This window comes from Belnapia sp., from assembly GCF_059504005.1.
Genome location: NZ_JCACHU010000166.1, coordinates 50,905 through 63,587 on the forward strand (window position 1 = coordinate 50,905; position 12,683 = coordinate 63,587).

At 70.1% G+C, this 12,683-nt stretch carries 10 protein-coding genes and 1 pseudogene; 8 read left to right on the forward strand and 3 right to left on the reverse strand.

From position 1 onward, the window contains the following. Positions 1-13: 13 nt before the first annotated feature. From AC5JJ1_RS25830 to AC5JJ1_RS25865, 8 genes and pseudogenes are all read left to right on the forward strand, one after another. Positions 14-2,089, forward strand: coding sequence for a 3-hydroxyacyl-CoA dehydrogenase NAD-binding domain-containing protein (locus AC5JJ1_RS25830; RefSeq protein ID WP_495787993.1), 2,076 nt, complete (start codon positions 14-16; stop codon positions 2,087-2,089). Positions 2,090-2,111: 22 nt separating this feature from the next. After that, the gene (locus AC5JJ1_RS25835; protein WP_495787994.1) at positions 2,112-3,314 is read left to right on the forward strand and encodes an acyl-CoA dehydrogenase family protein; all 1,203 of its coding nucleotides are present in this window, start codon (positions 2,112-2,114) and stop codon (positions 3,312-3,314) included. A gap of 6 nt (positions 3,315-3,320) precedes the next feature. Beyond that, entirely contained in the window at positions 3,321-4,466 is a 1,146-nt protein-coding gene (locus tag AC5JJ1_RS25840) for an acyl-CoA dehydrogenase family protein (RefSeq protein WP_495787995.1), read from the forward strand. A 108-nt stretch (positions 4,467-4,574) separates the two neighbouring features. After that, a pseudogene (locus AC5JJ1_RS25845) lies at positions 4,575-5,200 on the forward strand (peroxiredoxin). Between the two features lie 85 nt (positions 5,201-5,285). Then, complete coding sequence (locus AC5JJ1_RS25850; RefSeq protein ID WP_495787996.1) at positions 5,286-6,503, forward strand: ABC transporter substrate-binding protein; 1,218 nt, start codon at positions 5,286-5,288, stop codon at positions 6,501-6,503. Positions 6,504-6,514: 11 nt separating this feature from the next. Continuing rightward, a complete protein-coding gene (locus AC5JJ1_RS25855) occupies positions 6,515-8,362 on the forward strand; it encodes an ABC transporter permease (RefSeq protein WP_495787997.1) in 1,848 nt (615 codons plus the stop codon). Then, positions 8,349-9,107 (forward strand): ABC transporter ATP-binding protein, encoded by a 759-nt coding sequence (locus tag AC5JJ1_RS25860; RefSeq protein WP_495787998.1) that lies wholly within the window; start codon positions 8,349-8,351, stop codon positions 9,105-9,107. The genes AC5JJ1_RS25855 and AC5JJ1_RS25860 overlap by 14 nt, the downstream gene beginning before the upstream one ends. Beyond that, entirely contained in the window at positions 9,107-9,808 is a 702-nt protein-coding gene (locus AC5JJ1_RS25865) for an ABC transporter ATP-binding protein (RefSeq protein WP_495787999.1), read from the forward strand. Before AC5JJ1_RS25860 ends, AC5JJ1_RS25865 begins: the two co-directional genes overlap by 1 nt. On the opposite strand, the gene AC5JJ1_RS25870 is transcribed toward AC5JJ1_RS25865, so the two are convergent. The 3 genes from AC5JJ1_RS25870 to AC5JJ1_RS25880 form a co-directional block, all read right to left on the reverse strand. Beyond that, positions 9,805-10,689 carry a UPF0280 family protein gene (locus tag AC5JJ1_RS25870; RefSeq protein WP_495788000.1) on the reverse strand — a complete coding sequence of 295 codons (885 nt, stop codon included), beginning with the start codon at positions 10,687-10,689 and terminating at the stop codon, positions 9,805-9,807. The two genes, AC5JJ1_RS25865 and AC5JJ1_RS25870, sit on opposite strands and share 4 nt — an antisense overlap. Beyond that, positions 10,674-12,158 (reverse strand): 6-hydroxynicotinate reductase, encoded by a 1,485-nt coding sequence (locus AC5JJ1_RS25875; protein WP_495788001.1) that lies wholly within the window; start codon positions 12,156-12,158, stop codon positions 10,674-10,676. Before AC5JJ1_RS25875 ends, AC5JJ1_RS25870 begins: the two co-directional genes overlap by 16 nt. Positions 12,159-12,223: 65 nt before the next feature. Continuing rightward, complete coding sequence (locus AC5JJ1_RS25880) at positions 12,224-12,649, reverse strand: MarR family winged helix-turn-helix transcriptional regulator (RefSeq protein WP_495788002.1); 426 nt, start codon at positions 12,647-12,649, stop codon at positions 12,224-12,226. Positions 12,650-12,683: the final 34 nt, after the last annotated feature.

A 12,683-nucleotide genomic window follows, 5' to 3' on the forward strand; every position in this document is an offset into this window, starting at 1 on the left:
ACGAGGAACGCCCATGGCCGAAGCGCCCCGTTTCGTCGAGCACGCCCGGGATGGCGATGTGCTCGTGCTGCGCATCGCCAATGCCCCAGTGAACACGCTGCGGACGGAGGTGCGCGCCGGCCTGGTCGAGGGGCTGAAGTCCGCGTCCGGGGCGAAGGCCGTCCTCATCATCGGCTCGGGGCGCAATTTCAGCGCCGGTGCCGAGATGACCGAGTTCGGCAAGCCACGGGTGCCGCCCTCGCTGACCGATGTCTTCGATGCCATCGAGGCCTCGCCGGTGCCGGTGGTGGCGGCGATCCACGGCAACGCACTGGGCGGCGGGCTGGAGCTGGCGCTCGCCTGCCATGCCCGCGTCGCCGCACCCGGCGCGCAGGTCGGGTTGCCGGAGGTGAAGCGCGGCTTCGTCCCCGGCGCCGGCGGCACGCAGCGACTGCCGCGGCTGATCGGGCCCGAGTCATTGAAGATCATCGTCGGCGGCGAGCCGGTCAGCGCCGAGCAGGCGGTGACGCTCGGCTTCGTCGATGCGGTGGTGGAGGGGCCGCTCGAGAAGGCCGCGGTGGAATGGGCACGGGCCAATGCCGGGCGCAGCTTCACCCTGGCGCGGAACCGCGGCGACAAGATCGCCGGCTATGACGCGGCCGCCTTCGACGCCGCGGCCAAGGCGCTGACGGCACGGACGCGCGGCCAGGAGAGCCCGCTCGGCTGCGTCGAGGCGGTGCGGGCCGCCTTCACCATGCCCTTCGAGGAGGGGCTGAAGGTCGAGCGCGACCAGTTCCAGCGCCTGGTCGCCGGCGAGCAGAGCCAGGCGCTGCGCCATATCTTCTTCGGCGAGCGCGAGGCGCAGCGGGTGCCGGACCTGCCGGCGGATGCCAGGCCGCTGCCGGTGGAGCAGCTGGTCGTGATCGGCGGCGGCACGATGGGCGGCGGCATCGCCATGTCGGCGGCGAATTTCGGTCTGCCGGTGACCATCGTCGAAACTTCGGCGGAAGCGCTCGACAAGGGGTTGAAGCGCTGCGAGGCCAATTGGGAGCGCACCGTGAAGAGCGGCCGCCTGTCTCAGGCCGAGTATGAGAAGCGGCGGGCGCTGCTCTCCGGCACCACCGAGTTCGAGAAGGCGGTGGGTGAGGCGGATCTCGTCATCGAGGCCGTCTTCGAGAACATGGAGGTGAAGAAAGAGGTCTTCGCGCGGCTCGACAAGGCGGCGAGGCCGGGCGTGGTACTCGCCTCCAACACCTCGACGCTCGACATCGACGGGATTGCCTCCGCTACCCAGCGGCCCGAGCTGGTGATCGGGATGCATTTCTTCAGCCCGGCCAATGTTATGCGGCTACTGGAGAATGTGCGCGGCTCGGCGACCAATGCGACGGCGATCGCCACAGCGACCGAGGTCGGCAAGCGGATCGGCAAGCTGCCGGTGCTGGTCGGCAATTGCGACGGCTTCGTCGGCAACCGCATGACCGGCAAGCGCGGCCCGCAGGTCGAGAAGCTGCTGCTCGAGGGCTGCCTGCCGCAGGACATCGACCGCGTCATGGAAGGCTATGGCATGGCGATGGGGCCGCTGGCGACGGGCGACCTCGCCGGCCTCGATATCGGCGCGGCGGTGCGGAAGGCCCGCGGCACGGTGGCGCCGATCGCCGATGCCGTGGTGGCGCAGGGCCGCTTCGGCCAGAAGACCTCCAAGGGCTATTACGACTACGACGAGAACCGCAAGCGCATGCCGTCGGCGGAGGTCGAGCGGATCATCCTCGATACCGCCGAGAAGATGCAGGTGCGGCGGCGGAAGATCGAGGACCAGGAGATCCTCGAGCGGCTGCTGCTGCCGATGGTGAACGAGGGCGCGCGCATCCTGGAGGAGGGCATCGCCTACCGCCCAGTCGATATCGACGTGATCTTCGTCAACGGCTTCGGCTGGCCGGCCTTCCGCGGCGGGCCCATGTTCTGGGCCGATCGTATGGGACTGAAGTCCGTGCGCGACCGGCTGGCGCATTACGCCGAGGCGACGGGCGACCGCAACCTGCAGCCCGCAGCCCTGATCGAGAAACTCGCGGCCGAGGGCGGCAGCTTCGCCACCCTCAAGCGCGCCGCCTGACCCCTTCAACAGGAGAGACCCGATGGACCTCCGCTTCACCGATGAGGAAATCGCCTTCCGCCAGGAGGTCCGCGATTTCATCGCCAGGGAGCTGCCGGCCGAGACCCGCGAGCGCATGGCCGCCGGCCGCTCACCCACCAAGCAGCAGGTGGTGGACTGGCAGCGGAAGCTGAACGCCCGCGGCTGGGCGGCGCCGGAATGGCCGAAGGAGCATGGCGGGCCGGGCTGGACGCTGGCGCAGCGCTACATCTTCCGCGAGGAGCTGCAGCAGGCGCCGGCGCCGTCCCCGCTCGGCTTCAACATCAACATGTGCGGGCCGGTCATCATCGAGTTCGGCACGGAGGAGCAGAAGCAGCGCTTCCTGCCGCGCATGCTGAACCTCGACGACTGGTGGTGCCAGGGCTTCTCCGAGCCTGGCGCCGGCTCCGACCTGGCCGGGCTCAAGACCCGGGCGGTGCGCGAGGGCGACCACTACGTCGTCAACGGGCAGAAGACCTGGACCACGCTCGCCCAGCATGCCGACTGGATCTTCCTCCTCGTCCGCACCGACCCGAGTGCGAAGAAGCAGGAGGGCATCAGCTTCCTCGTCTGCGACATGAAGACGCCGGGGATCACCGTCCGCCCGATCATCACCATCGAGGGCGGGCATGAGGTGAACGAGGTCTTCTTCGACGACGTGAAGATCCCGGCGGAGAACCTGATCGGCGAGGAGAACAAGGGCTGGGACTGCGCCAAGTTCCTGCTCGGCAACGAGCGCTTCGGCCAGGCCCGCGTCGGCGCCTCGCGCGAGCGCATCCGCCGGCTGAAGGTGATCGCGCAGGAGAGCATGGATGGCGGGCAGCCGCTCATGCAGGACCCCGACTTCCGCCGCAAGGTGACGGAGATCGAGGTCGAGCTGAAGGCGCTGGAGATGACCGTCATGCGCGTCATCGCCACCGAGTCCAAGCGCAAGGACAAGAAGCCCGACCCTGCGACCTCCGTGCTCAAGATCAAGGGCACCGAGATCCAGCAGATGTGCTCCGAGTTGCTGATGAAGGCGGCCGGCCCCTATGCCTGGGCCGATGGCGACCCGGACGAGGAGGAGGGCAGCAACGAGGTCGACGTGGCGCCCGACTGGGCTTTCGGGCTGGCTGGCGTCTACTTCAACTGGCGCAAGCAGAGCATCTATGGCGGGTCGAACGAGATCCAGCGCAACATCATGGCCAAGGCCTTTTTGGGGCTCTGAGGGAACATGGACTTCGACCTGACGGAAGAGCAGCGCCTGCTGCAGGACAGCGTGGCGCGGCTGCTCGGCGACAAATACGGCTTCGAGCAGCGCAAGGCCTATATGAAGTCGGCCGATGGCTGGAGCCGCGAGGTCTGGGCGCAGTTCGCCGAGCTCGGCCTGCTCGGCCTGCCCTTCGGCGAGGATGAGGGCGGCTTCGGCGGCGGGCCGGTCGAGACGCTGATCGTCGCCGAGCAAGTCGGGCGCGCCATCACGCTCGAGCCCTGGATGAGCACCGTCGTCATCGGCGGCGGCTTCCTCCGTCACGGCGCCTCGCAGGAGCTCAGGAGCGAGCTGGTACCGCAGGTCGCCTCAGGCGAAATGCTGCTGGCCTTCGCCCAGGTGGAGCGCCAGTCGCGCTACGACCTCTTCGACGTGGCGAGCACGGCGAAGAAGGACGGCAGCGGCTGGGTCATCAATGGCCGCAAGGGCTATGTGGTGCATGGCGACAGCGCCGACCGGTTGATCGTCACCGCGCGCGTCGCCGGCGGCCAGCGCGACCTCAAGGGCATCGGCGTCTTCCTCGTCGATGCCAAGGGGCCGGGCGTCGAGCGGCGCGGCTACCGCACCGTCGACGGGCAGCGGGCGGCGGAGATCGAATTCTCCGACGCACGGGCGATCGCCGTGCTCGGCAATCCGGAGGACGGGCTGCCGCTGGTCGATCAGGTGGTCGACGAGTGCATCGCGGCGCTGGCGGGCGAGGCGGTCGGCGCCATGCAGGCGGCGCACGACATGACCATCGACTACATGAAGACGCGGCAGCAATTCGGCCGGCCCATCGGCAGCTTCCAGGCGCTGCAGCACCGCGCGGCCGACATGTTGGTGGCGCTGGAGCAGTCACGGTCCATGTCCTATTTCGCCGCGATGTCGGCGGCCGAGCGCAACCCGGCGGAACGGCGGAAGGCGATGGCGGCGGTGAAGGTGCAGATCGGCCGCTCGGCGCGCTTCGTCGGGCAGCAGAGCATCCAGCTGCATGGCGGCATCGCCATGACCATCGAATATGCCGCCGGCCACTACTTCAAGCGGCTGACGGTGAACGACGCGATGTTCGGCGATGCGGACCATTATGTCCGGTACCTGTCCGAGACGGGCGGCCTGGTCGCCGCCGCCTGACAGGTGGGCGGCCATTCCGTGAAATCTTACGGAATGGTTATGTTTCCCCGTTGACCGGGCCGGGGCGCCATGCTGCGCTCCGGCGCCTTCATTTTGCGGGAGACTGCAATGATCCAGCTCGGTCAGGTCGCGCCCGATTTCGAGGCGGAGACCACCCATGGGCCCATCCGCTTCCATGACTGGCTCGGCTCCTCCTGGGGTGTGCTGTTCAGCACCCGAAGGACTTCACGCCCGTCTGCACGACGGAGCTCGGCGAGACGGCGCGGCTGAAGCCGGAATTCGACCGGCGCGGAGTGAAGGTGATCGGCCTTTCGGTCGACCCGCTCGACCGCCATGAGGGCTGGGAGGCGGATATTGCCGAGACCCAGGGGCATGCGGTGAACTTCCCCATGATTGCCGACCCAGGCAAGAAGGTCGCCGCCCTCTACGGCATGGTGCATCCGGAAGCGGACCCCTCCATCACCGTCCGCACCGTCTTCGTTATCGACCCGCAGAGGAAGGTGCGGCTCTTCCTCGTCTACCCGCCGAGCACGGGGCTGAATTTCGACGAGGTGCTGCGCGTCATCGACAGCCTGCAGCTCACCGACCGAGCCAAGGTGGCGACGCCGGTGAACTGGCGCCCGGGCGAGCGCGGCATCATTCCACCCTCGATCAGCGACGAGCAGGCCAAGACCCTCTTCCCCCAGGGCTGGGAGGCGAAGCGGCCCTATCTGCGCTATGTCGAGGTGAAGTAGGGGCACGCTCCGAAAATCGTTTGCACGATAACGGATAGTGCGGTTCCATATCGTCTTCGCAGTGGCAAGCGGGACCGGGGGCAGTATGGTGGGACGGGCGATCGGGCGCCGCCGTATTCTGGCGGGCACCGGGATGGCGGCATTGGCGGCGCCGGGCATCGCCCGGGCGCAGGGCGAGGCCATCCGCATCGGCGAGATCAACAGCTACACCGCCCAGCCCGCCTTCCTGCAGCCCTACCGCAATGCCTGGCTCCTGGCGCAGGAGCAGGTGAATGCCGCCGGCGGCATCGATGGCCGCCGGATCGAGACCGTCTTCCGCGACGATGCCGGCCGGCCGGAGGATGCCGTGCGCCTCGCCGGCGAGCTGGTAAATGCGGAGAAGGTCAGCCTGCTGGCCGGCGGCTTCCTGTCCAATGTCGGGCTGGCGCTCGGCGACTTCGCCAACCAGAACCGGCGCCTCTTCGTCGCCAGCGAGCCACTGACCGATGCGCTCGTCTGGAGCAAAGGCAATCGGTATACCTTCCGGCTGCGGGCCAGCACCTATATGCAGTCCGCCATGCTGGTAGAGGAGGCGGCCAAGCTGCCCGCCAGGCGCTGGGCGACGGTCGCGCCGAACTACGAGTACGGCCAGTCGGCAGTGCGCTGGTTCAAGGAGCTGCTGGGCCGCGCCAAGCCGGATGTGGAATTCGTCGCCGAGCAATTCCCGGCGCTCGGCCGCATCGACGCCGGTGCCACCGTGCAGGCGCTGGCGGCGGCCAATCCGGAGGCGATCTTCAACGTAACCTTCGGCGCCGACCTCACCAATTTCGTCCGCCAGGGCTCGACCCGCGGGCTGTTCGAGCGGCGGCGCGTCGTCTCCCTGCTCACCGGCGAGCCGGAATATCTGGACCCGCTCGGCGACGAGGCGCCGGAAGGCTGGATCGTCACCGGCTATCCTTGGGAACAGATCGACACGCCGACCCACACCGCCTTCCGCGAGGCTTACCGCAAGCGCTGGAATGACTATCCGCGGCTCGGCAGCGTGGTCGGCTACGACACGGTGATGGCAATTGCGGCGCTCCTTAAGGCATCGCCCTCGCTCGGGACCGAGGCGCTGGTCGATGCCATGGCCGGGCTGCAATTCCAATCCGTGTTCGGCCGGGTGCAGTTCCGCGCCATCGACCACCAGTCCACCATGGGCGCCTTCGTCGGCCGCACCGTGCTGAAGAACGGCAAGGGCGCGATGGCCGATTGGCGCTATGCCGATGGCAAGGACTACCTGCCCTCGGATGATGTTGTCCGGACGCTGCGGCCCCAGGCCTGACGCAGGCCGCCTTGGAGAACCTGGTCCTCCAGGCCCTCAGCGGCCTGGCGAGCGCCTCCTCGCTCTTCCTCGTGGCCTCGGGCCTCACCGTCATCTTCGGCGTCAGCCGGGTGGTCAATTTCGCCCATGGCTCTTTCTACATGCTGGGGGCTTATCTCGCTTACACCTTCGTCACCCATCTGCCGCGTGGGCATCTCAGCTTCTGGGGAGGGGTGATCGGGGCGGCGCTGCTGGTCGGGCTAATCGGGCTGGCGGTGGAGATGCTGCTGCTGCGCCGCATCTACCGCGCGCCGGAGCTGTTCCAGCTGCTCGCCACCTTCGGCGTGGTGCTGATCGTCCAGGAACTCACCCAGATGATCTGGGGCGCGCAGGACCTGCTCGGCCCGCGCGCGCCGGGGCTGCGCGGCAGCACCGAGATCCTCGGCCTGCGCTTCCCGCTCTATGAGCTGTTCCTGATCGGCGTCGGGCCGGTGGTGCTCGGCCTGCTGGTGCTGCTCTTCCGCCGCACGCGCTGGGGCACGCTGGTGCGGGCGGCGACGCAGGACCGGGAGATGGTCGGCGCGCTCGGCGTCAACCAGCGGATGCTGTTCAGCTCGGTCTTCTTCCTCGGCAGCCTGCTCGCCGGGCTCGGCGGGGCGCTGCAGCTGCCGCGGGAAAGCGTCAACCTGCATATGGACCTCTCCATCATCACCGAGGCCTTCGTCGTCGTTGTGGTGGGCGGGCTTGGCAGCCTCACCGGCGCGGCGCTGGCGGCGCTGCTGATCGGCGAGCTGCATGCCTTCGGCATCCTGATCGTGCCGAAGATCACCCTGGTGCTCGTCTTCCTCGTCATGGCGCTGGTGCTGGTGGTGCGGCCGCACGGGCTGCTCGGCAAGCCGGAGGCGGCGGCGCGGGGCGGGCAGGGGAGTGCGGAGCCGGTGATCGGCCCGGCGCCCGCCGCGCTGCGCCGGTTGGCGCTGGCGGCGCTGGCTCTGGCGGTCGTGGTGCCGCCCTTCCTCGGCGACTATGCCGTCTCCGTCCTGACGGAGCTCGCCACCGCCGTGCTGTTCGCCGCCAGCCTGCATCTCATCATGGGACCGGGCGGGATGGCGAGCTTCGGCCATGCCGCCTATTTCGGCCTCGGCGCCTATGGGGCGGCGCTGGCGGCGCAGTGGCTCGGGGCGCCGATGCTCGCCGGGCTGGCGCTGGCGCCGGTGGCGGCGGGGGTGTTCGGCTTGGTCTTCGGCTATTTCTGCGTCCGCCTCTCCGGCGTCTACGCGGCGATGCTGACGCTCGCCTTCGCGCAGATCGCCTGGTCGGTCGCCTTCCAGTGGGTGGAGGTGACGGGGGGCGACAACGGCATCCTCGGCGTCTGGCCGGATCCCTGGGCGGCGCCGAAGCTCGTCTTCTACTACTTGGCGCTGGCGCTCTGCCTGGGTGCGACGCTGTTCCTGCGGCGGGTGGTGCATGCGCCTTTCGGCTATGCGCTCCGGGCACAGCGCGACAGCGCCCTGCGCGCCGAGGCGATCGGCATCGACGCCTTCCGCATCCGCTGGCTCGGCTTCGCCCTGGCGGCTGCGGCGGCGGGGATCGCGGGCGGGCTCTTCGCTTATGGCAAGGGCAGCGTCTTCCCGACCTTCATGGGCATCCCGCGCAGCGTCGATGCGCTGCTGATGGTACTGCTGGGCGGAGTGCAGACGCTCTCCGGCCCGATCATCGGGGCGCTGGCCTTCACCGGGCTGCAGGAGCAGCTGGTGCGGCTGACTGATCTCTGGCGGTTGATCCTCGGCGCCGTCATCGTGCTGCTCGTGCTGTTCTTCCCGCAGGGGCTGGCCGGCGCGGCCCGGGCGCGCTGGGAGGCCCGCCATGGCGACGCTTGAGGTCCAGGGGCTGGAGAAGAGCTTCGGTGGCGTGCGCGCCGTGCAGGGCGTCTCCTTTGCCGTGTCGCCGGGGGAGATGCTGGCGCTGATCGGGCCGAACGGCGCCGGCAAGTCCACCTGCTTCAACATGCTGAACGGGCAGCTCAGGCCGGATGCCGGCGCGGTGCGACTGCTGGGGCGGGACATCACCGGGCTCGCGCCGCGGCAGATCTGGCGGCTCGGTGTCGGGCGGACCTTCCAGATCACCGCGACCTTCGGCTCGATGACGGTGCTGGAAAATGTGCAGATGGCGCTGCTCTCGCACCACCGCCGCCTCGGCGGGCTGTGGCGGCCGGTGGCGCGGATGGATGCGGCGCCGGCGCGCGGACTGCTCGACCGGCTCGGCATGGCCGACCAGGCGGCCCGGCCCTGCGGCATCCTCGCCTATGGCGACCTGAAGCGGGTGGAGCTCGCCATCGCGCTGGCGAATGAGCCGAAGCTGCTGCTGATGGACGAGCCGACCGCCGGCATGGCGCCGCAGGAGCGCGTCGGGCTGATGGCACTCACTGCACGGATCGCGCGCGAGAGCGGCATCGCCGTGCTCTTCACCGAGCACGACATGGACGTCGTCTTCGGCCATGCCGACCGCATCCTGGTGCTCGACCGCGGCCGCCTGATCGCCGAGGGGGCGCCCGCGGCGGTCCGGGCCGACCCCAGGGTGCGCGAGGTCTATCTCGGCTCCGGTGCGGTGACGGGCGCGCACTGATGCTGCAGGTCGCCGGGCTGTCCGCCTATTACGGCAGGGCGCATATCCTCGACGATGTCGCGCTCGAAGTGGGCGCCGGCGAGGTGGTGGTGCTGCTCGGCCGCAACGGTGCCGGCAAGAGCACGACGATGAAGGCTATCATGGGCCTCGTCCCGCCGGCCGCCGGGCGCGTGCGCTTCGACGGTGCCGAGATCGCGGGGCTGGAACCCTTCGAGATCGCCCGCCTCGGCCTCGGCTACGTGCCGGAGGAGCGTCGCATCTTCACCGAGCTCACGGTGCTGGAGAACCTGGAAGTCGGCCGCCGCCCGCCGGCCGCCGGCCGCCGGCCCTGGACTCTGGAACGGCTCTTCGCCCTCTTCCCCAGCCTCGGCGCCATGCAGGACCGGGCGGGCGGGCGGATGAGCGGCGGCGAGCAGCAGATGCTCACCATCGCCCGCACGCTGATGGGCAACCCGAAGCTGATCCTGCTCGACGAGCCGAGCGAGGGCCTGGCGCCCGTCGTGATCGAGCGCATGGCGGAGGCGATCCGGGCGCTGAAGGCGGAGGGCCTCTCCATCCTCCTCTCCGAGCAGAACCTGCATTTCGCCCAGGCGGTCAGCGACCGGGCAACCATCATCGAGAAGGGCCGCATCCGCTGGAGTGGGAGCATCCCGGAGCTGCTGGCGGCCGACGGGGTCAGGGAGCAGTACCTGTCGGTCTAGAGCAGCCCCCTCCAGCCGATGCGATCCGAGGCCGCGCCGGGCAGCAGCCCCTGCGCGCCGACGATGCGCACGCCCTCGCCGAGCACCAGCGCCGCGCCTTCGATGAGCCCGGCGGAGAGCAGCGCCTCCGCCCGCGCCTCCCCGGCATCGAGCGCTGCCTCGACCACGTCCTGCGGCAGCGGCCCGACTTCGGCCGTCACCAGCCGCTCGCCGAGATCGCTGTCCGGATCCAGTGAGGAAGCCGGGACGCGGCGGATGGCCGGGTGCTCGGCATCCACGGCATTGGCGATCACGGTCGCCGCCGCATCCGCCGCGGCGGCGCTTGCGGCCAGCACCGTCACCGCATCGGCGATGCCGAGCGAGAAGCTTCGCCCCGGCCAGCCGCTGGTGGCGATGCCGCGCACCGGATCCTCGGCGCCGATCCGGATCAGGGCCTCCGGCACGGCACGGGCGAGATGCGGGACGAGGCCGATCCGCAGGCCGGCGCCGGGGGCGAGGAAGAGGGCGATGTCGCCGCCATTGTTCACATAGGCGGTGGTCAGCTCGGGCACCCCGGCGAGGGCTGCCAGCACCTCCTCCGCCACCGCGCCGGCAACGGCCGCCATCGGCGTGATGAAGCCGGCGCGGAAAGGCCAGGCCGCCGCTGCCATGCGCCGGGCGACGGGCCCCTGCAGCACCGGGCGGTCCGGCCCGAGCGGGGCGCGGAGCAGCGGCAGCTCCGCCACCAGCCCGGCGAGAAGCCCGTCGAAGGCGCCGATGGCGCGGGCGGCCGCATCACCGATGGCCGAGCGCGAGCCCTCGAGGCCGATCACCAGGTCGATCGGGCCGTCCTGCAGGTGCAGGCGGCCATCGGGAAGGGTGGTGGCTAGGGTGCGGGCCATGGGTTTCCGTCGATCCAGGCCTCCTGCCGCGCATCGCCGCCATGATCGGCGAGCAGCCTCTCCAGCGGCACCGCGTGGTCCACATGCCCGCCGAGCCGCGCGTAGAGATCGGCGCGCAGGGTGAACTCCATCGGCGCCACCAGCGCCGGCGTCGGCACATAGCCGAAGGCGCCATCCGGCACCCGCAGCACATCCGCCATGACGGTGATGCCGCCCCCCGGCCAAAGCGTGCAGGGCGCGCCGCCGATGGTGACGCGGACGAGGGAGCGCTGCACCTCCCGCGTCAGCAGCACCGGGTTCTCGGTGACGCCCGCCCGCAGCGAGCCGCCTGCGCCCGCCATGAACAGCACCGAGGTCAGCGCCGGCTCGCAATTCTCGCCGATGCGCTCGACGGTCTTCCGCACGGCGGGCGGGGTCGGCACCGGCACCGGGCGCAGCGCCTCGTCCAGCTCGACATAGAGGTGGTCCTCGCCCGTCGTGCTGGTCAGCAGCAGGCGGAGGCCGGGCCAGGCAGTCTTCGGGTCGATGCTCTCGATGACGGCGAGCGGGTCCTTGATGTCGGTCCCGCCCCAGCCGTCGCCCGGAAGCGCCACCTGGAAGTAGCGCCCGGGCGTCGAGCGCCGGCCGCGCACGCGGATGCCGGTGGGCGGCACGTCGAGGCACTTTCCCGCCTGGTGCTCCGACAAAACGCCGGTGATGTGGTCGTCGACCACGATCACCTCATCGACATGCCCGTGCCATTGCCGGGCGAAGATGCCGATGGCGGCGCTGCCGCAGCCGACGCGCATCCGCTGCTCGGGCACGCCGTCGACGATCGGTGCCTGGCCGGCCTGCAGCACCAGCTTCGCCCCGCTGTCGATCGCCACCTCCACCGCCTGCTTGTTGCAGAGCGCCAGCATGGCGGCGCAGGTGACGTTGCCCTCGCGCTTGGAGCCGCCCGTCAGGTGCCGCACGCCGCCGAGGCTCAGCATCTGGCTGCCGTACTCGGCGGTCGTCACATGGCCAATCTGCTCGCCATCGACGCGGATGGCCGCCGTTTCCGGGCCGAGATGCCGGTCGGTGTCGATCTTCACCTTGAGGCCGCAATAGCTGAAGATGCCCTCGGTCACGACGGTGACGGTATCGACGCCGGCATGGCGCGAGCCGACGATGAAGGGCGCCGGCTTGTAGTCCGGATAGGTGGTGCCGGCGCCGATCGCCGAGACGAAGACCTCCACCCGCGGCGCCAGCCCGCCGGCCCAGTCCTCCGACCCTTCGAGAAAGGGTACCGTCTCGCCTCCCGCCTCCACCACCCGCTGCATCAGCACCAGCGGGTCGGTGCGGACCAGGGCGCCGTCCTGGTTGGCATAGCGGCTGCAGGCGCCGCTGCGGCCGGGGCGGATGCGGCAGAGCACGGGGCAGGCATCGCAGCGGACGATGCCCTCATCCCCCTCGCGGGCGCCGAAGAGGGCGGTGCGGTCGGTGCTCATCGGGCATGACCAATCGTTGTGTCGCTAACGAGTTTGCCAGCCTGGCCGTGCCGCCACAACCCGAATCATCCCATCCGGCGGAGCGTGGCGATGAGCCGCGCCTGCTCGTCCCGCGGCAGCGGCGCGAGGGTTGCGGCGGTGACGGCCCTGGCCTTCTCCACCCAGCCGGGCAGGGCGGCAAGCGCCGTCGGCGTCAGCGCCACCAGCAGCATCCGGGCATCGGAGGGGTCGCGCTCCCGCACCACCAGGCCGCGGGCCATCAACCGCGCGACGACGCCCTTCACGGTTGGCGGGTCCATCGCCAGCAGCCGGCCGAGGAGGTTCTGCGAGAGCGGGCCACGCCGCCAGAGCACGTGGAGGGCCGCGAATTGCATGGAGGTCGGCCCGTCCTCGCCGATGATGCCCTGGAACAGGGCGAGGTGGCGCTGATAGGCCCGGCGCAGCAGGTGGCCCACCTGCTCCTCCAGCACGTAGTCCTCGGTCTCCCCCATCCTCGCCTCCGGGTCGCATTTCGTTTCTAGGCTT